This is a genomic window from Peptoniphilus senegalensis JC140 (genome assembly GCF_000321025.1).
Classification (GTDB): Bacteria; Bacillota; Clostridia; order Tissierellales; family Peptoniphilaceae; genus Peptoniphilus_A; species Peptoniphilus_A senegalensis.
Genome location: NZ_HE610717.1, coordinates 560,950 through 582,645, shown reverse-complemented (window position 1 = coordinate 582,645; position 21,696 = coordinate 560,950). Strand labels below are relative to the sequence as shown.

Below are 21,696 nucleotides of genomic sequence, written 5' to 3'. Positions count from 1 at the left end.
TTGAAGTAAAAATTGAGGATGATATGACTTTTTACGAAATTTTAAAAAATATTCAAGATAAAATAGAAGAGGACAATTTATATAGGATTACTCTAAGGGGAAGAAGTATTCACAAAATGGAGATTGAAAGTTTTTTGAGGGAAAACTTATCAGCCTTTTATTTTGAAATTATTAACGAAATTGTTGAGGGTTCTCTTCATGATTTTGAAATTAAGGATAAGTATATTTTAGATTTTCTTCATAGTTTTTCTGATAGCAAGCTCGAGAGAGATGCTATGGAAATGTCAAAGAATTACATTTTGGAGCAATATTATGATATTTAAAGAACTTGGAATTTTAAATTTTGGAAAATTTGAAAATAAAATAATAAAGCTTGAAGATGGAATTAATTTAATAATTGGAGATAATGAAGCAGGTAAGTCTACTGTCGTAAATTTTATTGATGGAATTTTTTATGGATTTAGCAAAGATTCCTTAGCTAGAAAAGTTCGCGACGAAGTTTTTGAAAAATCGAGACCGTGGTCTTCAAATTTATATAAGGGTTATGTAATTTTAAGTGATGGGGGAGAAAATTTTAGAATTAGCCGAGATTTTGATAGTGATGAAATTTCTATATTAAATTTGGATAAGGGCGAAGACTATTCAGAGGATGAAAGAAACTTTTTAAATTCACGAATCCCACAACCTGGTCTCTTGTTTTTTGAAATTAGTAGAAAAATTTATCAGTCCACTTTTTTTATTTCCCAAAGACTAGCACAAGTGGAGGAAGATGCTGCAGAAGAGTTAAAAAATAAAATTGACAACTTCTCTGTCTCTCAAGATGAAAATATTGATTTGAAAAAAGTTTTAGATAGGATGAAGGATGATTTATACACTTTGGGAACAAATAGGAGAAAAACTTCTGAAATTGGAAAGATTTACCAAGAGCTAGATAAATTAACTTCAGAGAAAATAAATTTTGCAAGTCTTAAAGATGATTATAGAAAATCTGCCAATGATTATAAAGAAGCTAAGGAGAAATTAAAAATTTTAGAAGATAATTTAAGGGGCAGAAAGCTTTTTGAGCTTCAAGAATTAAATAAGAAGCTAATGGAAATTCAAAAGGAAAAGTCTAATAAAGATGAAGATTTTAAATTTTCTGACTTTGAAAGAGCGATTGAAATAAATAGAAGTATAGGACTTTATTCGAGTAAGCTTGACGATTTACTATCTCAGAGAGAATATAATTATGAAGTTGATGACGAAGTTGAAGTAGATTATAAGAGACTAAAGGATATTAAAGAAGAAATTGCAATTTTAAATGAAAATAATTTTTCTAAGGAGATTGAAATAATTTCTGTCGATATAAAAAATATAGAAAAAAAGGGCTTGAGATATTTTTTGAAAGTACTCTTCTCATTTATTGCTGGTGTTGGAATAATTCTTTTATCAATTTATCTTAAAAAGTATTTTATAATTATTTTTTCCCTAATATTTTTTACATATTCCTATTTTAGAGTTGTAAAATTTAGAGAAAATAAGGATCTTTTAAATAGATTAGAGAGTAAGCTCCTTGATTTTAAGAAAAAATCTTTGGATAAAACTATAAAGAAGAGAAATTATGACAAAGATTTTGCTGAACTTTTTGAAAAGTATGGAGTAAAAGATTTGAGAAGTTTGACAGAAGTTTTAGACGAGAAAAAAGAAGAAAATTTAAAAAATATTTCAAAAAATGAATACAATGAAAGCTGGAAAGAAAAAAATAATATTGAAATTGAAGATACAAAAGAAAAAATAAAGAAGCTAGAAGATGAATTAGATAAACTCTTTGATAAATATGGAGTAAAAAATATTAAAGATTTAAAGAATTTATTTCATGATATTAAAGATTCTCAAAGTGACAAGTCCAGCGAATATAAGTATAGGATTGAAGAACTAGAAAAGGAAAACTTGTCTGGCGAAGTTTATTCTGAGGAGTCCATTGAAAGTATTTCAAATAACATTAAGGAAACAAGGCTAAAAATTTCCAATTTCGGTGGAATTTTAAAAACTCAGGAAGATTCTCTTGAAAGGCTAAGGATTTTGGAAGAAAAGACCTTTGAAGAAAGGGACAAATTAAAAAGCCTAGAATACAAGAGGGATTTGCTTGAAATATCAATTGAAAAACTTGAAAACTTTATAAAAGTGAAAAGAAATGACACTCTTCCTATCTTAAAAAATATTATTTCAAAATATTTAGAGGGTATGACTAATCATAAATACAGTGAAATTTTAGTTGATGACAGATTTGACATAAAGGTATATGATAAATTTATTGGCGATTATGCTGAATTAAAAAGCTTGAGTCTTGGCACAATGGAGCAAATTTATCTTGCTTTTAGACTTTCTATTTCAAAAATAATTACAGATAAAAATATTCCTCTTGTTCTTGATAGTCACTTCGATTCCTATGATGAAAAGAGGCTTAAAAATACTCTTGAACTTCTAAAGGATGAAAAACAAGTTTTAATTTTTACAAGTACAGATAGGGAAATGAAAATTTTAGATAAATACAATATGAAATATAATTTAATAAAACTTTGAGGTGTATATGATATTCGCAATAGGAGATCTTCACTTCGATTATTCAGAAGAAAAGCCTATGGATATATTTGGAGATAACTGGGAAAATCATGAAGAAAAAATAATTGAAGACTGGAATGAAGTTGTAAGTGATGATGACTTAGTTTTATTGCCTGGGGATATTTCTTGGGCATTAAAACTTGAGACAGCTCTCTTTGACTTAAAAAGGATTGATGAACTTCCAGGAACAAAAATAATTTCTAAGGGAAATCACGATTATTGGTGGTCTTCTCTTAATAAGATGAATAACTTGGGTCTAAAGACTATTCATTTTTTGCACAACAATTCCTTTGAATACAAGGATTATTCAATTTGTGGTACTAGAGGTTGGGCATCTCGTGATTCTTTTGAATTTTCGAAAGATGATGAAAAAATATATTTGAGAGAAGTCCAGAGACTTAAAAATTCCCTGGATTCATGCAAAAACAAAAAAATAATTGCAATGATTCACTATCCGCCCTTTAATCAAGATTTGGATGCTAATGAATTTTCTAAAACTCTTGGGGAATATAATGTTGAGAAATGTGTTTACGGACATTTACATGGCAAGGGACACAAGTATTCCTATGAGGGAGATTTATTGGGCGTGAATTATTCATTTGTAGCGAGCGATTATTTAGATTTTAAACTAAAAAAATATTGGAGGACTAATGGAAAGAGAAATTGAAGTAAAACTTCTTGACATTGATATAGATGATTTTGAAGAAAAAATTAAGAAAATTGGTGCTGACTTTGTAAAGGAAGAAGACCAAATTAATATTACAATTAATTCAACAGCTCATAAAATTTACAAGAAACATGGTTACCTTAGAATAAGAGTTGCAAAATCAGATGGAATTGAGAAAAAATATTTTACTTTTAAAGAAAATATTTCTGACATCAAAGTTAGAGACAATATAGAGCATACTACTGAAATAAATAGTGTGGAAGATTTAATAAATATTTTAAAGTGTCTAGGTTATGATAAATTCCATAAGGGATTTAAAAACAGAAAAAAATATAGCTACAAGGGTCTTGTAATTGACATAGATACTTGGGATAAAGACACATATCCAAAACCTTATGTAGAGATAGAGGCACCTAGTATGGAAGAGATTTATTCACTTGTGGATGAGTTAGAAATAGACAGAGAGCACGTATCAACTATGTCCATAGATGAACTTAGAAAATCTCTAAAAAAATAGTGTGACATATATAATTTATGTGTTATAATAATTTTAGAAAATTAAGGAGGAAGTCATGTCTAAGTATAATTATATTAAATGGTTTGATGAAATTGGTAAAGGCGATGTAGGAATTGTTGGAGGAAAGGGAGCAAATTTAGGCGAGTTGACAAGTTTTGGTCTACCTGTGCCTCCAGGATTTTGTGTTACAGCTACTGGTTATACAAAATTTATTAAATACGCAGAGCTTGACGAAGTTGTAAAACTTTTAATGGAAGCTGTTGACGTAGAAGATGTTGATGAACTTACTAATGCTTCAAAGGAAATTCAAACTAAGATTAAAGAAAAAGAGTTTGACCCAGAACTTAAAGAAGAAATTTTATCTGCTTACAGAGAATTTTCTGAAAATATTGGAGTAAAAGATCCAGAAGTTGCAGTTAGATCTTCAGCAACTGCAGAAGACCTTCCTGACGCATCTTTTGCAGGACAACAAGATACTTATTTACACATTTCTGGGGAAGAAGAATTATTAAATCACATAAGAGATTGCTTTGCATCACTTTGGACTTCAAGAGCAATTTACTACAGAGAAAAACAAAATTATGACCACTTCGATGTTGCTCTTTCAGTAGTTATTCAAAAGATGGTTAATTCAGAAAAATCTGGAGTAATGTTTACAGCAAATCCTATTAACAATAGCTCTGACGAAATGATGATAAACGCAAGCTATGGTCTTGGAGAAGCAGTTGTATCTGGAATTGTTACTCCTGACGAATATATTATCGACAAAAAAACTAAAAAAGTCATTGAAAAAAATATTGCCGAAAAAGAATACATGGTTATCAAGAACGAAAATGGTGTTGGAACTAGAGTAGTGAATGTTAAGGATGTACTTGGCGAAGATGCAATTAAAGCAGAAGCACTTTCAGAAAAAGAATTAAATACTCTTATAGAAAGAGGACTAAAGGTAGAAAAACTTTACGGTTCAGTTCAAGATACTGAGTGGGGATTTGACAGAGATACTAAAGAATTTTACTTCTTACAATCAAGACCTATAACAACTCTTGGCGATAAAGAAGAAAAAGAAGAAAAATTAATTACTCTTGTAAAGGGACTTCCTGCTTCTCCAGGAATTGGCAGAGGTAAAGTAAAACTAATAAAGGACATTTCTGAAATCAATCTTGTTGAAGAAGGCGATGTACTTGTAACTGCAATGACTAATCCAGACATGGTTCCTGCTATGAGAAAGTGTGCTGGCGTTGTAACTGATGAAGGTGGAAGAACTTGTCACGCAGCTATTGTTTCAAGAGAGTTACAAATTCCATGTATAGTTGGAGCAAAGACTGCAACTAAAACTTTAAAAACTGGCGACTCTGTAACAGTTGATGCTGTAAGAGGAATCGTCTATGAAGGCGAAGTTTTAAAGGAAAAAGAAGAAAAGAAATCTGAAAAAGTTGAAGGAAATGTTTCAAGCATTGCAAATTTAGATGAATTAAGAAATCTTTTTGCACCAACTACAGCTACTAAGATTTACATGAATCTTGGCGAACCAGAATTAATTGAAAGATATAAAAACTTGCCAATGGACGGCATTGGACTTATGAGAACAGAATTTATCTTCACAAATATGATTGGCGCTCACCCAATGTATCTAGTTAAAACTGGTCAAGGAGACTTAATGGTAGAAAAACTTGCAGAAGGTATTTCTAAAGTTGCTCAAGCAATTTATCCAAAAAATTTAGTTGTAAGAACTTCTGACTTTAGAACAAATGAATTTAGGGGCCTTAAGGGCGGGGATGAAGTTGAGCCAATTGAAGCTAACCCAATGATAGGTTGGAGAGGAGTTTCAAGATACATTTCTCCTGAATATGAACAAGGTTTTAGACTAGAATGTCAAGCTATTAAAAAAGTTAGAGAAGAATATGGACTTACAAATGTAATTGTTATGCTTCCATTTGTAAGAACTCCTGAGGAACTTAAAGTTGTTAAAGGAATTATGGCTGAAGAAGGACTTGTACAATCTAAAAACTTTAAGATTTGGATAATGGCAGAAGTACCAGCAGTAGTTCTTCAAGCAGAAGAATTTGCAGAATTAGTTGATGGATTCTCTATTGGCTCAAATGACTTAACTCAACTTGTAATGGGAGCAGATAGAGATTCTGGAATTCTAAATAACATGGGTTACTTTGATGAAAGAAATGACGCAGTAAAAATCGCCCTAAAGACTATCATTGATGCAGCTAACAAAAAGGGAATCACTTGCTCAATCTGTGGACAAGGACCAAGCCAATATCCAGAACTTGCAGAATTTTTGGTTGAATGTGGAATCACTTCAATGTCAGTAAACCCTGATACAGTTGAATACACAAGAAGACTTGTTGCAAGTGTGGAACAAAAAATTATATTAAAAAAACTTAGACAAATGTAATCTCAAAAAGATTAAAAATTTATAAAACTTTCTTTTAAAGAGGGTCTCATGATTAATTTCGTGAGGCCTTTTTCACTTTCAAAATAAGTATGAAAATTACAAACCAAAAAAAGTCTGTAGAGAAATTAATCCCAACAGACTTAAAAAAATTAGCATTATATTAATTTGTCATAATCTAAAAAGTTTGCTACAAGACTTTTTGTAAAGACAAGTTTTACTAAATTAATACTACAAGTGTCATCCTTAAATTTTAGCGACTTGTCAATATTTATTTTTATGTCATTTTGATTTAGCACATCATAATCTCTTGTAGAATTTTTGGGTGCTCCAAGATAAGTGTCAGAAGAGGGCAGACCACTTCCACAACATTGCTTTGAATTAACCAAATCAATAGTAATTTCACTTGCATTTTTATCCCGTAAAAAATTAAGTGCATCCTCTGTAAATTTTACTTTCAATTTAATCAACCTTTTTAATTAGAGTTACAAAAAACTCACTTTTCTCCAAAGCTTCTATTTCGACAAAATTTTCTCCATCAAATTTTAAAACTTTGCCTGGCTCAAATTCTCTATCCTCATCAGCATTTAATATAACTTTAATATGACCTTTAACTATAGTTATAAGTACAGTAAAGCCAGGGTGATTGTGCTTGTCAATAGTTTCGCCAGATGCCAAAACTTTTTTTACAAGAGCAAATTCCTTTTCATTAAAAACTTTTCCAGGCATACTTCCTACATAACCAATCATTTTTTACCTCATTTCTACAACTATTTCAATTATATTTCCAAAATTTTAATTATTTTTCAAATTTATTTAAGTCCTTGAAGGACTCTAAATGTAAATCATCTTTATTAAGATCTTTATCTCTCGATAAACTTTTCGCATCATCTAAATTCTTTTTGATGATTTGTTCATCTTCTAAAGTGCTTTCTTTTTCAACTTTTATGTTTGAGCCATTTTCAATACTATTGATAAGCTCTTCAGAAGATTTTAAATCTTCAATTTTGTATTCAGGCATTTCTTCCAAGAAAGTTGAAAGATTTATAGTCTCACTTTCATATAGATTTCTTATAATTTCATCAATGTTTTGTGAATTTTTGCGGACAAGTTCAGACCTTATTTCACTTAATATATTTAATTTTTCTAAATTGTATTTTTTCACAAAATTTTTCAAGTCTTCAAAAACTATATCTGTAATAGTTGGATTAAGTCTCGAAGAATTTAGTGAAAAAGTCAAAGGACCATGTTCAAGAGATTTGTTAATGGACATTAAAGATTTTGAAAAAATATCAAATCTTTGATAAATCATATTTCTTGAGCTTGCTCTCTTTTCAAGTGCTTCATTTAATTCAAAATCTTCAGTGGCAATTAGCACATAGTCAAAGCCCATGAATTTAAAATCTTTTTCGAGTTCATGTTCTTTTAACTTAATTTTACCATATGATTCTTCAGATTTTTTTACTATATCTTTTGTGAAAGTGTCTGCAATCATATATATTTCTGCTTCAGTGTCAATTACAGATTTAAGTGCAGAAAGTGCAAGATAGCCTCCACCTAAAATCAAAATCTTTTTCTCGTAAGTATCTAAACTCACTGGAAGGTAACGCATTGTATCACTCCTTTAATAAAAAATAAAATAAATTTACAATAATATGTAAGTCTTAGCTTAATTATACCAAATAAAAGTTTAATTTAAGCAAATTATTAAATTAATTACAACTTTTCGCTATTAATTTAATAAAATTTTAATATTTAAAAATTATTATGGGTATATTATGTGTTATAATAAAGAAAACAGGCTATATAAAAATGGAGGTTTTATAATGAAATCTAATAATTTAAAAAGAGCAGCTGTTCTTGGACTTGCGACTATTATGTTAGTGCCAAGTGTAACTTTTGCAAAAGAGTTTAAAGATGTAAAAAAAGATAATAAATATTCTTGGGCTTACAATGCAATTGACCTACTAAGTGATAGGGGTGTAATAAATGGACATCCAGACGGAGAGTTTAAACCAGGAGATTCTGTTTCTCTTGAGGAACTGCTACAATTAATCAAACAAGTTTTAAATCCATCTTCAGATGAATTAAAAACTGCCCGCGAAAAATATGAAAAAGTAGCAAAACAAAATGGAGTAAATTCTTGGGCTGAAGAAGCAATTTGCTTAGCTCTTCACAGAGGTTATCTTGACGAAAGCGCACTAAAGAAAGCTTCTGAAAGAGGATTTTTTAAATTAAGTGCAAGAGAATATCCAAGCAGGGGCGATATTGCAATTTTCTTTGCTAGAGCTCTTAACTTAAATGCAAATGGAAATACAAGTTTATTAAGACACAGTGACCAAAATAAAATGAGCAATACTTTAAAGGGATATCTTGCATCACTTGTTGAAGCAGGAATTTTCTCTTCAACTGGTTCTGATGGAAACTTTGAAGGAGATAGAGCTATAACTCGTGCTGAAACTGCAATAATTACTAAGGCATCCTTTGACTATGCTTCTAAGAACACTCTAAGCAATAAAGTTGAAAAGAAAAAAGGAACTGTAATTCTTTCTTCTAAGTTAAACAATGTCAATGTAATTATTATAGAATCAAATAAGCAAAAATTCTCCTTTGATATCGACAACAACACAAAATACAAAATAAAAGACAAAGACATCAAGCTTGAAGACATAAAAGCTGGTCAAGAAGTAGAAATTGAATATTTAAAGAGTAATTCTAATGACAGAGAAGGCGTAGCAAAGACAATCACTGTTACAAACGCTATGCTTGATATGGTTGGCTATGTAAACTCTAAAGGAATTAACGAAATTACACTTAGATATAGAGACTATTCAGACACATTGAACTTTAGAACAACTTCAAAAATTTCAACTTCTGATACAAAGACTTTTAAACTTGATTCAAACGCAAAGATTAAGGCTTATGGAAAAGATTTAAAACTTGATGACATAAGAGTTGATGACTTAGTAGAATTTAAGACAAATGCAGACAATAATATTACTGAAATGACAGTTTATCCTAAGGAAGCTCAAATTAAAGGAAGAATTATTTCAATTGATACTTCAAATAGGGATAAGGCAGGATTAAAAATTAGACTAAAGGACAACAAAGATTATGAACTTTATATTACAAATGAAACTAAAGATTTAGATAAAATAACATTGAATGACGATGTAAATCTTTATATAAACTATAAAGTAGTAATGGGTCTTGCATCAAATTATAATAAAGATGGCAATGTAATGGGAGAAGTTGTTGGATATAGCGGAGATGAATCATCTTTCTCAAACAGAAATCGTTACATTGATATAAAAACAAATGATGGATATACTAAAAAGTATTATCTTGCTAATAGATTTGAAATAAAAGATTTTAGGGGTTATGGCTTATCACAAGTAACTGAAAGTTACCTTAGAGGTAAGAGCGTAAATTTATCCTTTAATAATTATAATGAAGTTGAAACAATTACTATAATTGATTCAAGTTTACAATTTAGCGGAATGTTCCAAGTTGTAAGTAATAGAGATGTTGGATATAATTACAACAAGATAGGAATTAGAGTTATACAATCAGATAATGATAAATTGAGTCCAGGTAAGACGCTTTATTTCCAAACAAATCAAAAATTAGAACTTTATGATGTTTTAACTTTTGATGGATATATGAATTATGACGGGGAAATAATCTCAGATTCAAATAATAGAATTCTTGGAAATCCTAGAGAATATCTAAATGTTGCCAACAGAACTACTAGAAAGAGTGATTTTAAGGACTACACTTATTTCTTAGACAGTAATCGCTATTACAATGGAAACTACAATAATAGATACAATAGCGGATACAATAACTTTCCTCAATTTTAATAGCAAAATAGAAACCCATAGTGGTTTCTATTTTTTTGCCTAAAATTATGATATAATTTAGGACGGAGTGATGAGATGAAGAAAAAAATTATAGCAATAAATTTAAGCCTTCTACTTTTATTAGCACCAGCAAGTATTTTTGCAAAATCTTTTACAGATTTGAGCAAAGAGGGCAAAACTGCTTGGGCATATAAATATGTTGACGAATTGTCAAATAAAGGCATATTAAATGGATATGAAGATGGAAGTTTTAAGCCAAATAATCCAGTGAGCTTCTTAGAAACAATGCAAATTTTAAAGACAGTTCTAAATCCAAGTGAAGATGAATTACAAAAGGCAAAAAATGCTCATCTAGAGTTTGTAAATGCAAATGGAATTGTGGACTGGGCAAAGGATGCTGTTTGCTACAATCTCTACCAAGGCACAATTACTGAAAAGACGCTTACAAGTGCTCGTGATAGAGGATTTTTGGAAAATAAAGTTTATCCAAATAGAAATACAATTGCAGTTTACTTTGCGAGAGCTTTTAAGATTGAGAAGACTTCTGAACGCTCAAATCTAAGTTATAAGGATGCTAATAAAATAAATCCGCTAACTCTTGAATATCTGTCAAATCTTGTAAAGGCAAATATCTTTACTAGCACAGGCTCTGAAGGAAATTTTAATGGAAATCTTGCCATAAGAAGAAGTGAAATGGCAGTTATTACTTCAAAGTCTCTATCTTATGTGAATGGAAATATTGATAAAATTAAAAATCAGGAAAATGTAATTGAAGGCGAAAATCTTTTGGTAAATAATGCCGAAAACAAGATTCCTGATGGAAATAAAGTTAATGATAAGAATAATAGCACAAAGGATAATAATTCTATTTTAGGAAATAAGACAAGTAATAAGGATGTTCAAAATACAGATGATTTGACAGCAGCTGAAGCTTCTACTCCTGTTAATTTTAAGGGAGAGGTTACAGAAGTTATAGATGGTGGTAGTGTTAAATATATAAGAGTAAAAGTTACAGAAAGTGACTCAAGTAAATTTATGCCGGGAAATATTATTACAGTTAATACTTTTAGAAATCACAAGGTAAATGATCTTGTAGAAGGTAGTGGTATTTTTGGCGAAAACTCTTTGACAAATATTAATTTAAAATAATAATTAAGGGCTGTTTTATGACGGCCCTTTCAAATTTGGAGGAAAATTGGAATTTTTAAGTAGAACAGAAAGAATGCTATCAGCAGATGAAATAAAAAAGATAAATTCAAAATCTGTTTTGGTTTTTGGACTTGGTGGAGTTGGTGGTTCCTGTGTCGAGTCACTTGTCCGTGCTGGAATAGGAAAAGTTGGCATAGTTGATGGCGATGAGTATGAAATAACAAATGTGAATAGACAAATTTTTGCAACAAGAAAAACTCTTGGTATGCGAAAAGTAGATGCTTGTCAAGAGAGACTTTTAGATATAAATCCAGAACTTATAGTAGATAAATATGATTTATTTGTGACTGAAGATAATATAAAGGATATTGATTTTGAAAAATATGATTATATAGTTGATGCAATTGACACAATTACATCAAAACTATTAATAATAAAAGAAGCTTACGATAAAAATATTAAAATTATTTCTGCTATGGGAGCTGGAAATCGCCTTGACCCAACAAAATTTAAGGTTTTAGACATAGAAAAGACAAAAAGTGACCCAGTGGCAAGAATTATGAGGAAAAAATTAAAAGATATGAATATAAAGAAGCTAAAGGTAGTTTGTTCAGAAGAACTTCCAATAAAGACAGGAGATAGGACTCCTGGTTCAATTTCTTTTGTGCCACCTGTTTGTGGTATGGTTATGGCATCTTATGTAGTCTCTGATATCTTAAAAAGTTGAAATGATAGTTAAAAAAACATATAATATTTAGCAGTAAGGAGAAGTCATGGATATAAATACACTAAATGATAAACAAAGAGAAGCACTTTTGGAGACAGAGGGTCCACTACTCATTTTAGCAGGGGCAGGATCTGGCAAGACAAAAGTTGTAACTTCAAAAATTGCATACTTAATTGAAGAATTAAATGTGCCATCATGGAAAATTTTAGCTATAACTTTTACAAACAAGGCAGCCAAAGAAATGAAGGACAGAGTTCAAAAGTTAATTGATAGGGACATCTCCTCAATGTGGATAGGAACTTTTCACTCAATTTGTGTGAGAATCTTAAGAAGAAATATTGAAAGAATTGGCTATAATGGAAATTTTACTATTTATGACAGGGATGACCAAATAACTGTTGTAAAGGAAGCTATTGCTGAGCTATCTATTGATAGAGATATTTATAAACCTAGAGCAATTATAAATGATATTTCTAACATTAAATCAGAAGGCATAAGTCCTATAGAATACATAGAAGCTAATAAGGACAATTTTTTCAAAGAAAATCTTGGGAAAATTTATGATTTATACGAAAAGAAACTTAGAAAGAATAACGCCTTAGATTTTGATGATCTTTTGATTAAGACTGTTGATATTTTAAAATCCGAAGAAGATATTAGAGATTTTTATAGAGATAAGTTTGAGTATATTTTTGTAGACGAGTATCAGGATACAAATAAAATTCAGTATGAACTTATAAAATTAATTGCAGGAACAAAACCTAATTTAACTGTAGTTGGCGACAATGACCAATCTATTTACAAGTGGCGTGGTGCTGATATAAATAATATTTTAAATTTCCATAAGGATTTTCCTGGTGCAAAAATTGTAAAGCTTGAGCAAAATTATCGTTCAAGTCAAAAAATTCTTGATGTGGCAAATCAGGTTATTGAGCACAATACAAGTAGAATTGAAAAAAATCTTTGGACTTCAAGAGATGAAGGAAAGGATGTAGTTTATAGGGAATTCCCTCATTCAAATGAAGAAGAGTATGGAGTTGTCAATAAAATTATTGCCCTAAATTACAAGGGCGAAGAATTTAAAGATATGGCAATTTTATATAGAACAAATGCCCAATCAAGAGGTTTTGAAGAAGCCCTTGTGAGGGAAAGAATTCCCTATAAAATTGTTGGAGGATTAAAGTTCTATGACAGAATGGAAGTAAAGGATGTTCTTGCTTATTTAAGGATATTAAATAACACTGATGACAATGTAAGTCTTGCTAGGATTATTAATAGACCAAAGAGGGGAATTGGGGACACTTCTCTTTCTGATTTATTAGACTATGCAGATGAAAATAGGCTTTCACTTTATGATGTAATTACAAATATAGACGACTTTGAAGACTTAAATTTAAGAGCGAGAAAAAATATTAAGGAATTTGGAAGCATCTTAAAGATTTTAAAAGATAGAGCAGAAAATCTTTCTATAGGGAAACTTTTTGAAGAAGTTCTTTATGAAAGTGGCTATGTAAATGACTTAAAAAATCAAAATACAATCGAGGCAAAGACTAGACTTGAAAATATAGAAGAACTTCACTCAAATATTATGGAATATGACAGAGAGGGAGTTGAACTAGCTGAATATTTGAATACACTTTCTCTTTTATCTGATGTTGATAAAACTTCTGAAGACACTGGGGTTAACCTAATGACACTTCACGCAGCCAAAGGACTAGAATTTGGGACTGTATTCTTAGTTGGTCTTGAAGAGGGACTTTTCCCAACAAGTAGGGCTCTTGAAAGTGAAGAAGAAGTAGAAGAGGAAAGAAGACTCTGCTATGTTGGCGTAACTCGTGCCTGCAATAATTTATTTATTTCATCTTCAAGGACTCGCTCCATGTATGGAAAGCTCACTCCTGCCAAGAGAAGCAGATTTATAGAAGAGATGGAAGGCAAAATAGAAATTATTGAAGATAAAAAGAGAGAATTACTTGAAATCCGCGATTACAATGAGGAAAATACTTCAGTTACTAGACCTAAAAAATTCTTTGGTATGGACAAAAAAGTTGAGACAAATAAAAATTCTAGTGATGGAAAAAATATTAATGTTGGTGACAAAGTTAAACATAAAATTTTTGGTAAGGGAATGGTAGTCCAAAAGAAGGAAAAAAATGGCGACTATGAAGTTGTAATTTCCTTTGATAAAAAGGGTCTAAAGAGACTCATGCTCTCTGTTGCTCCAATAAAATTAGTTGACTAGGGGAAAATCATGGATGATAAAATAAAAGAGATGGATGAATTAATTTCTGAAATTGATAAATTAAATTACCATTACTATACTTTAGATGAGCCACTTTTATCTGATGCAGAATATGACAAACTCTATGACAGACTTGTAAACTTAGAAAATGAAAGTGGGACAGTTTTGTCCTATTCTCCAACAAGCAGAGTCGGTGGTGCAATTCTAGATAAATTTGTAAAGCACACTCATCTTGCAAGGCTTTACTCTATGGATAAGGCTCAAGGAGATGACGCACTTCTTGCTTGGTACAATCGAATTGTAAAGTTTGTGAAAGATTACAACTCTGAAAACATAAATAAACTACCAGAGCCAGAATTTATTATTGAATTAAAATTTGATGGTCTTACAATTAACCTAACTTATGATAATAAAAATCTTATTATGGCATCAACTAGAGGAAATGGAATAATTGGCGAAGAAATTTTAGAACAGGTCAAGACAATTTATTCTGTTCCACTTAGAATATCTTATCCTGGAAAAATTGAAGTTCAAGGGGAAGGTCTAATGCCTCTTTCTGAGCTTGAAAAGTACAATGAAAATAATGACGAAAAATTAAAAAATGCCAGAAATGCTGCGGCAGGCGCTCTTAGGAATTTAGATTCTAAAGTTACAAAAAAAAGAAATCTAACAGCTTTTTTTTATAATGTTGGTTACACTGAAGAAGAAATTTTTAAGTCAGATGATGACATAAAAGAATTTTTGAAAGAAAACAACTTTAAAGTTTCAAAATATAATTTTAAAGTAAAAAAGTTTTCTGAAATTATAGATAAGATTCGTGAAATAGGAGATAATAGAGATAAGCTTGATATTTTAATTGACGGAGTTACTATTAAAGTTAATGATATGGCAACTAGAAAGGCTTTAGGTTACACAAATAAGTTTCCTCGCTGGGCAGTTGCCTATAAATTTGAGGCAGAAGAAATTTCAACAACTCTACTTGATGTAGTTTGGAATGTTGGTAGAACTGCTAAAGTTACACCTTCAGCAATACTCGAGCCTGTTGATATTGGTGGAGTTACAGTTAAGAGAGCGACATTAAATAATTATGATGACATTTTAAGAAAGAAAGTTAAGATTGGCTCAAGAGTTTTAATAAGAAGGTCAAACGATGTAATTCCAGAAATACTTGGAACTTTACCATCAACTAATGAAACTAGAGAAATTGAAAAGCCAGAGACTTGCCCATATTGTGGGTCACACTTGTATCAAGATGGAGTCCACATTTTTTGTCCTAATACGCTTTCTTGTGTGCCACAGCTTGTTTCAAGACTTACTCATTTTTCATCAAGAGATGCAATGAATATAGAAGGTTTCAGCGAAAAGACAATTGAAAAATTAATGGAAACAGTTGATTTGAAAGAAATTCCTGACATTTACAAATTAAAGTATGATGACATTATAAAAATAGAGGGTTTTAAGGAAAAGAGGACAAACAATCTTTTACAGGCTATTGAAAATTCCAAGAAACCACATCTTTCAAACTTTATTTATGCACTTGGAATTCCTAATGTTGGCATAAAAACTGCAAGAGATTTGGCTAATCACTTTAAAAGTTTTGAAAAACTAAAGAATTCTAAGGAAGATGAGCTTATATCCATTGGCGATATTGGAAATATTACTGCAAGAGAAATTGTAGAATTTTTTAATGACAAGAGAATTTTAGCAGCCATTGATGAATTATTTGAGCTTGGAGTAAAGCCAGTTTATGAAGATGAAGCTGATATTCCAAAGCCACTTCTTAATAAGACAATAGTAATTACAGGTACACTTGATTTGCCAAGAAAGGAACTTGAAGAGAAATTAATTTCTCTAGGGGCAAAGGTCACTGGTTCAGTTAGCAAAAAGACAGATTATGTAATTGCTGGAGAAAATCCAGGATCAAAGTATGACAAGGCAGAGTCTTTAAATATAAAAATTTTAAGTTTAGAGGAACTTGATAAATTAGTAGGAGGTTTAAATGAATAAAGAAGATATAAGGCATATTGCAGATATTGCTCAAATTGATTTTACTGATGAAGAACTTGACAAATTTGCACCAACCTTTGAAGAAAATATTGAACTTGTAAATAAAATCAAGGAAATTGACACAGAAGGTGTGGAAAAAGTTTTTCAAGTAAATGGAACTGAAAATAATATTCGTGAAGATAAAACTGGAGAGTCTCTTTCACAAGAAGAGGCACTTGAAAATGCCGCTACTAAAAAATACGGTTATTTTAAACTTATTAAGTTTGTAGATTAGGAGGGACTCATGACTTTTAGCAATTTAAAGGCCTGGGAGATTGCCCAAGGGTATAGGAATAAAGACTTTTCTTGTGAGGAAGTTACAAGAGAATTTTTAGAAAATATAAAGGAAAAAGACGGCGAAATAAATGCCTACATCACTGTTACAGAAGACATGGCAATGAAAAAGGCAAAGGAAGTTGATGAAAAGTTCCACAATAGAGAAGAAGTGTCTCCTCTAGCAGGAATTCCAATTTCTATTAAAGACAATATTTCTGTAAAAGGTGTAAAAATGACTTGTGCATCAAGGATGCTAGAAAACTATACTGCTCCCTATGACGCAAGTCTTGTGAAAAAAATAAAAGAAAATGATGGCGTAATTCTTGGTAAGGTAAACTTAGACGAATTTGCTATGGGAGCTTCAACTAAGACTTCTTATTTTGGAGTTACTAAAAATCCTCTTGATACAACAAGAGTTTCTGGTGGTTCATCAGGTGGCTCAGCTGCATCTGTTAGTGCCAATATGGCAGCTATTTCTATTGGTTCAGATACTGGCGGCTCTGTAAGACAGCCTTCAAGTTTTTGCAAAACTGTGGGAATGAAACCTACTTATGGTTCTATTTCGAGATTTGGAATGGCTTCAATGGCTAACACTTTTGACCAAGCAGGCGTTATTGCTAAGGATGTAAGAGACTTAACTATGATGTTTAATGTAATTGAAGGACGAGACGAAAGGGACGCAACTTCTGTAGGAAATCCTGGACTTAAATACGACTTTGATTTTTCTGATGATGTGATAAAAAATCTTGAGGGCAAAAAATTTGCAATTCCAAAAACTTATTTAGAAATGGATTTAAACAAGAGGGTTCGAGCAGAACTTGATAAAGCCATTGAAATTTTAAAGGACAATGGTGCAAAAGTTGAAGCGTATGATATTGACTCACTTAATCATACAATTGAAACTTATAATATTTTAGTAAATGGCGAAATTGCATCTAATTTAGCTCGTTTTGACTCTATTCGTTATGGTCACAGAACAGATAAAAAATTCGAAACAATAGAAGAAATGTATCGTGCATCAAGAAGAGAAGGCTTTGGCGAAGAAGTTAAGAGAAGAATAATGATTGGGACTAATATTCTTTCGATGGAAAATGCCGATGAATTTTATTATAAAGCTCTTAAAGTTAGGGGACTTATAAAAAGAGATATGGATAGAATGTTTAAGGACTATGACTTTATGATTTGTCCAACATTTCCAGTTTTACCTTTTAAAATTGATGAAGAAATGAGCCCGATTGAAATGTATCAAGCTGATTTATTTACAATTCCTGCTAATATGGTTGGCTCCCCATCAATATCTCTTCCAATGCCAGAAGCTGAAGATGGACTTTCTGTTGGAATTGAATTTACAGCAAAGAGGTTTAAGGATAAAGATTTACTTCAAACATCACTTGCTTTTGAAAGGAGTTTAAACAAATGAAATATAAAACAATTGTAGGTTTGGAAATTCACGTTGAACTTTCCACAGAAACAAAGGCTTTTTGTTCATGCAAGAACTCCTTTGGAGATGAACCTAATACAAATGTGTGTCCAGTATGTTTGGCACTTCCTGGTGGGATGCCAGTTTTAAATAGAAATGTAATAAATTATACAGTAATGGCTGGTACTGCTTTTAACTGCAAGATTAACAACCAATCAAAATTTGACAGGAAAAATTATTTTTATCCAGACTTAACAAAGGGATTTCAAATAACACAAAATGACAATGCAATTTGCACTGATGGTTATCTTGAAATTGAAACTGATGAAGGAAATAAAAAAATTGGACTTTTCCAAATTCAAATGGAAGAAGATACTGCAAAGAGTCTTCACACTGAAGAAAATGAAACCCTTATGGATTATAACAGATGTGGTGTCCCTCTAATTGAAATTGTTACTAAACCAGATATCTCAAGTGGTAAAGAAGCACGTATATTCCTTGAAAAATTAAAGTCTACTTTAAGATTTTTAAATATTTCTGACTGCAAGATGGAAGAAGGCTCACTTAGATGTGACGTCAATGTCAACATTAAAGATATGGAGACAGGAGAAAAAACTGCAATAACCGAAGTTAAAAATCTTAACTCCTTCAGAGGAGTGGAAAAGGCAATTGACTTTGAAGTTGAAAGACATATAAAACTTCTTGAAAATCATGAGGAAGAAATTAGAACTACAAGAAGATGGGACGATGCAAAAAACGAAACAGTCCTTATGAGAGTAAAGTATACAGCAAGCGACTACAGATTTGCGCCTGAAGGAGACCTTCCAATAGTTCACATCACTGATGAAGAGATAAAAGAAATTGTGGGCAAAATGCCAGAACTACCAGGACAAATGATTGAAAGATTTGTAAATGAATATGGCATCACAATAGAGGATGCTGAAGTTCTTTCATCATCAAGAGAGCTTGCCAAGTTCTTTGAAGAAGTGGCAAGTGATTTTAAAGACTACACGCTTCTTTCTAATTGGATTCAAACAGAAATTTTAAGGAGAGTAGAAATTTCTGATGATGAAGAATTTAGACTTCCTTTTGAAAATAAAGAATTTATTGAACTTTTAAATTCAATTAAGAGTGAAAAAATTAGTAACAATGCCGGCAAAAAAAGTTCTTCGTCAAATGTTTGAGACAGGCGACGGTGCAAAAGAAATTATTGAGAGACTTGGTCTTGTTCAAATGACGGACTTTTCTGAAATTGAAAAAATCGTAGATGAAGTTTTAAATGAAAATGAGCAGTCAATTGTTGACTTTAAAGAAGGAAAGGACAGAGCTCTTGGTTTCTTAATGGGACAAGTTATGAAAAAGTCAAGAGGAAAGGCCAATCCAAAAGTTGCAAATGAAATGCTAGTAAAAAAATTAAAGGAAAGATAATTTAATAAATTTGATTTTAAGGTGTCGCTTATGGCACCTTTTTCTTTTGCAAATTTTTGAAATTCAAAAATTATTTGAAAATCCATAAAAAGATTTTTACAAAAATTTATTAGTATTGATATAATGAAGTCAAATAAAAAATTAAATTTTATATGGACACTCTTAACAAAGTTGTCATTAAAAATTCACAAATTTTTATTATAATAAAGCAGGTGATTAAATGTTTAAGATATTAGTAGTTGACGATGAAAAGAGTATAAGGGAAGTTATAAGAACTTATGCAGAGTTTGAAGGTCATGAAGTAGTAGAGGCAGGAGATGGTCTCGAAGCAATAGATAAAGTTCGCGAGGAAGATTTTGATGTTATTGTAATGGATATTATGATGCCTAAGCTCGATGGTTTCTCTTCCTACAAGGAAATTAAAAAGATAAAAGATATTCCAGTGCTAATGCTTTCTGCTAGGGATGAGGAATATGACAAATTATTTGGCTTTGAAATAGGGATTGATGACTATGTTACAAAACCATTTTCTCCAAAAGAACTTATGGCAAGGCTAAATGTAATTGTAAATAGAAATAATAAAATTGAAGAAAATAATACTATGGAATTTGAAGGTTTGAAAATTGATTTAGATGGAAGAGTTGTATTTGTTGATGATGAAATTGTTGAATTAACTCCTAAGGAATATGACCTTTTGGTTTATATGGTAAAAAATAAAAATATAGCACTTTCTAGAGACAAACTTTTAAATCAAGTGTGGGGTTATGATTTTTACGGAGAAGACAGGACAGTTGATACTCACATAAAAATGCTTAGAAATTCAATTAAAAATTACAGAAAATTTATTATTACTGTAAGAGGAGTAGGATACAAGTTTGATACAAGAAATTAAAGAAATAAGAAGAGTTAAAATTGACAAGAATAGCATCCTCTTTAAATTGTGGAAATCCTTTGTCTTTTTTGCTGGGCTTATATTAATTTCTATTTGGCTTTTTCAAACAGTTTTTTTGTCAAGCTTTTATGAAACTATGAAAATTCGTGAGGTTACAAAAGTTGGCAATGAACTTAGAAGTGATTACAATTCTGAAGACTTCGAGACAAAGCTTTCAAATTATGCAAACACAAAGGGTCTTGAGATAAAAGTTCTTGATGAAAATGGAGCTTGGGTCTTTCCTTTAAGGTTATTTGATGAATTTGTTGAAAGACCAAGAATGATTTGGGAAAATTTCGACAAGTTTTTCGGCTCTCTAAAAAGGGATAACAGGACTTATAAAATTTATACAGTTAGATACGAAAATTTGAAAGATCCATCAATTATTTATGCAGGGTATCTTGGCAATACTGATGGAGAAGATTATTATCTCTACATCAATTCAGTTTTAAAGCCGGTAGATGCAACGGTTGATGTAATAAGAAGAATGCTTATAATAATTTCTTTCTTGGCACTTTTTTTTGCATCTATAACTGCATATTTTGTTTCAAGAAGACTATCCAGACCACTTGTTAGAATGTCAAATACAGCAAAGGAACTTGCCAAAGGAGATTATAAAGTTCAGTTTAGGAAGGGCGAATATACAGAAATTGATGACCTTTCCAACACACTTAACTACGCAAAAAATGAACTCACAAAGACTATTGAAATGAGAAAAGACTTGGTGGCAAATGTAAGTCACGATTTAAAGACACCTCTTACAGTTATAAAATCTTATGGAGAGATGATAAGAGATATTTCTGGTTCAAATGAGACTTTGAGGAATAAACACCTAGAGACAATAATTAGTGAGGCAGACAATTTAACTGCTCTTGTAAATGATCTATTGGATCTTTCAAAAATTGAATCAAACCTTGAAGAAATTAAGAAAGAAGAATTTGATTTAAAGGATTCAGTTTATGAGGTACTAGATAGATTTAAAATCAATAAAAATTATTCTGACTATAAATTTGAAATTGATTCACAAGGGGATACAAGAATTTTGGGCGATAGGTCAAAAATAAATCAAGTCATTTATAATTTGATTAATAATGCCATAAACTATTCTCCAGTAAACAAGGAAATTAAGTTAGTAATAAAGAGCGATGAAAATAAAACTGAATTTCATTGCATTGACAAAGGAATAGGGATAAAGGAAGAAGATATTAAAGGAATTTGGGATAGATTCTATAGAGTTAGAAATAATCACACTAGACCAGAAATTGGAACAGGTCTTGGTCTTTATATTGTAAAGACAATTATGGAACTCCACGGTTTTGAATATGGTGTATATTCAAAAATAAATGAAGGTTCTGATTTTTATTTTGTAGGAAATAAATAAAATTAAAAAATTTATTATTTTTAAGGTCGACTAGCAATAGTCGA

At 30.8% G+C, this 21,696-nt stretch carries 17 protein-coding genes and 1 pseudogene; 15 read left to right on the top strand and 3 right to left on the bottom strand.

The features are described from left to right. Positions 1–23 precede the first annotated feature (23 nt). From PTSHG_RS10025 to ppsA, 5 genes are read left to right on the top strand one after another with little or no spacing between them, the layout of a single operon-like run. Positions 24–323: a hypothetical protein gene (locus PTSHG_RS10025; protein ID WP_019107379.1), complete on the top strand. Its 300-nt coding sequence runs from the start codon at positions 24–26 to the stop codon at positions 321–323. Further along, positions 313–2,562 (top strand): ATP-binding protein, encoded by a 2,250-nt coding sequence (locus PTSHG_RS02820; RefSeq protein WP_019107378.1) that lies wholly within the window; start codon positions 313–315, stop codon positions 2,560–2,562. Before PTSHG_RS10025 ends, PTSHG_RS02820 begins: the two co-directional genes overlap by 11 nt. Positions 2,563–2,569: 7 nt before the next feature. Continuing rightward, positions 2,570–3,268 carry a metallophosphoesterase gene (locus PTSHG_RS02815; RefSeq protein WP_019107377.1) on the top strand — a complete coding sequence of 233 codons (699 nt, stop codon included), beginning with the start codon at positions 2,570–2,572 and terminating at the stop codon, positions 3,266–3,268. Continuing rightward, positions 3,252–3,785, top strand: a complete 534-nt coding sequence (locus PTSHG_RS02810; protein ID WP_019107376.1) for a class IV adenylate cyclase — start codon at positions 3,252–3,254, stop codon at positions 3,783–3,785. The genes PTSHG_RS02815 and PTSHG_RS02810 overlap by 17 nt, the downstream gene beginning before the upstream one ends. A 55-nt stretch (positions 3,786–3,840) precedes the next feature. Beyond that, complete coding sequence (gene ppsA, locus PTSHG_RS02805) at positions 3,841–6,192, top strand: phosphoenolpyruvate synthase (protein ID WP_019107375.1); 2,352 nt, start codon at positions 3,841–3,843, stop codon at positions 6,190–6,192. 155 nt (positions 6,193–6,347) lie between these two features. On the opposite strand, the gene PTSHG_RS02800 is transcribed toward ppsA, so the two are convergent. The 3 genes from PTSHG_RS02800 to PTSHG_RS02790 are packed head-to-tail and all read right to left on the bottom strand — an operon-like array spanning position 6,348 to position 7,801. Further along, positions 6,348–6,650, bottom strand: a complete 303-nt coding sequence (locus tag PTSHG_RS02800; protein ID WP_148498656.1) for a CC/Se motif family (seleno)protein — start codon at positions 6,648–6,650, stop codon at positions 6,348–6,350. A gap of 1 nt (position 6,651) precedes the next feature. Beyond that, the gene (locus PTSHG_RS02795; protein WP_019107373.1) at positions 6,652–6,939 is read right to left on the bottom strand and encodes a hypothetical protein; all 288 of its coding nucleotides are present in this window, start codon (positions 6,937–6,939) and stop codon (positions 6,652–6,654) included. A gap of 49 nt (positions 6,940–6,988) precedes the next feature. Next, positions 6,989–7,801: a precorrin-2 dehydrogenase/sirohydrochlorin ferrochelatase family protein gene (locus PTSHG_RS02790; RefSeq protein ID WP_019107372.1), complete on the bottom strand. Its 813-nt coding sequence runs from the start codon at positions 7,799–7,801 to the stop codon at positions 6,989–6,991. Positions 7,802–8,015: 214 nt separating this feature from the next. On the opposite strand from PTSHG_RS02790, the gene PTSHG_RS02785 reads away from it, so the two are divergent. The 10 genes and pseudogenes from PTSHG_RS02785 to PTSHG_RS02740 all read left to right on the top strand — a co-directional run bounded on the left by PTSHG_RS02785 (position 8,016) and on the right by PTSHG_RS02740 (position 21,652). Continuing rightward, complete coding sequence (locus tag PTSHG_RS02785) at positions 8,016–10,052, top strand: S-layer homology domain-containing protein (RefSeq protein ID WP_019107371.1); 2,037 nt, start codon at positions 8,016–8,018, stop codon at positions 10,050–10,052. Between the two features lie 75 nt (positions 10,053–10,127). Next, positions 10,128–11,201, top strand: a complete 1,074-nt coding sequence (locus PTSHG_RS02780) for an S-layer homology domain-containing protein (protein WP_019107370.1) — start codon at positions 10,128–10,130, stop codon at positions 11,199–11,201. A gap of 46 nt (positions 11,202–11,247) precedes the next feature. Then, the gene (locus PTSHG_RS02775; protein ID WP_019107369.1) at positions 11,248–11,928 is read left to right on the top strand and encodes a tRNA threonylcarbamoyladenosine dehydratase; all 681 of its coding nucleotides are present in this window, start codon (positions 11,248–11,250) and stop codon (positions 11,926–11,928) included. Positions 11,929–11,974: 46 nt separating this feature from the next. Continuing rightward, positions 11,975–14,170 carry an ATP-dependent helicase gene (locus PTSHG_RS02770; RefSeq protein ID WP_019107368.1) on the top strand — a complete coding sequence of 732 codons (2,196 nt, stop codon included), beginning with the start codon at positions 11,975–11,977 and terminating at the stop codon, positions 14,168–14,170. Between the two features lie 9 nt (positions 14,171–14,179). Further along, positions 14,180–16,177, top strand: coding sequence for an NAD-dependent DNA ligase LigA (gene ligA, locus PTSHG_RS02765; protein ID WP_019107367.1), 1,998 nt, complete (start codon positions 14,180–14,182; stop codon positions 16,175–16,177). Then, on the top strand, positions 16,170–16,451 hold the full coding sequence (gatC, locus tag PTSHG_RS02760; RefSeq protein ID WP_019107366.1) for an Asp-tRNA(Asn)/Glu-tRNA(Gln) amidotransferase subunit GatC: 282 nt from the start codon (positions 16,170–16,172) through the stop codon (positions 16,449–16,451). Before ligA ends, gatC begins: the two co-directional genes overlap by 8 nt. Before the next feature lie 9 nt (positions 16,452–16,460). Then, positions 16,461–17,912: an Asp-tRNA(Asn)/Glu-tRNA(Gln) amidotransferase subunit GatA gene (gene gatA, locus PTSHG_RS02755; RefSeq protein ID WP_019107365.1), complete on the top strand. Its 1,452-nt coding sequence runs from the start codon at positions 16,461–16,463 to the stop codon at positions 17,910–17,912. Further along, positions 17,909–19,340, top strand: a pseudogene (gene gatB / locus PTSHG_RS09115) (Asp-tRNA(Asn)/Glu-tRNA(Gln) amidotransferase subunit GatB). The gene gatA and the pseudogene gatB overlap by 4 nt, the downstream one beginning before the upstream one ends. 220 nt (positions 19,341–19,560) lie before the next feature. Continuing rightward, positions 19,561–20,232 (top strand): response regulator transcription factor, encoded by a 672-nt coding sequence (locus tag PTSHG_RS02745; protein WP_019107364.1) that lies wholly within the window; start codon positions 19,561–19,563, stop codon positions 20,230–20,232. Further along, complete coding sequence (locus PTSHG_RS02740) at positions 20,216–21,652, top strand: sensor histidine kinase (RefSeq protein WP_019107363.1); 1,437 nt, start codon at positions 20,216–20,218, stop codon at positions 21,650–21,652. Before PTSHG_RS02745 ends, PTSHG_RS02740 begins: the two co-directional genes overlap by 17 nt. Positions 21,653–21,696: the final 44 nt, after the last annotated feature.

Coding starts and splice junctions, on each gene's coding strand:
- PTSHG_RS10025 (WP_019107379.1), top strand. CDS start 24: ATGACTTTTTACGAAATTTTAAAAAATATTCAAGATAAAATAGAAGAG.
- PTSHG_RS02820 (WP_019107378.1), top strand. CDS start 313: ATGATATTTAAAGAACTTGGAATTTTAAATTTTGGAAAATTTGAAAAT.
- PTSHG_RS02815 (WP_019107377.1), top strand. CDS start 2,570: ATGATATTCGCAATAGGAGATCTTCACTTCGATTATTCAGAAGAAAAG.
- PTSHG_RS02810 (WP_019107376.1), top strand. CDS start 3,252: ATGGAAAGAGAAATTGAAGTAAAACTTCTTGACATTGATATAGATGAT.
- ppsA (WP_019107375.1), top strand. CDS start 3,841: ATGTCTAAGTATAATTATATTAAATGGTTTGATGAAATTGGTAAAGGC.
- PTSHG_RS02795 (WP_019107373.1), bottom strand. CDS start 6,939: ATGATTGGTTATGTAGGAAGTATGCCTGGAAAAGTTTTTAATGAAAAG.
- PTSHG_RS02790 (WP_019107372.1), bottom strand. CDS start 7,801: ATGCGTTACCTTCCAGTGAGTTTAGATACTTACGAGAAAAAGATTTTG.
- PTSHG_RS02785 (WP_019107371.1), top strand. CDS start 8,016: ATGAAATCTAATAATTTAAAAAGAGCAGCTGTTCTTGGACTTGCGACT.
- PTSHG_RS02780 (WP_019107370.1), top strand. CDS start 10,128: ATGAAGAAAAAAATTATAGCAATAAATTTAAGCCTTCTACTTTTATTA.
- PTSHG_RS02770 (WP_019107368.1), top strand. CDS start 11,975: ATGGATATAAATACACTAAATGATAAACAAAGAGAAGCACTTTTGGAG.
- ligA (WP_019107367.1), top strand. CDS start 14,180: ATGGATGATAAAATAAAAGAGATGGATGAATTAATTTCTGAAATTGAT.
- gatC (WP_019107366.1), top strand. CDS start 16,170: ATGAATAAAGAAGATATAAGGCATATTGCAGATATTGCTCAAATTGAT.
- gatA (WP_019107365.1), top strand. CDS start 16,461: ATGACTTTTAGCAATTTAAAGGCCTGGGAGATTGCCCAAGGGTATAGG.
- PTSHG_RS02745 (WP_019107364.1), top strand. CDS start 19,561: ATGTTTAAGATATTAGTAGTTGACGATGAAAAGAGTATAAGGGAAGTT.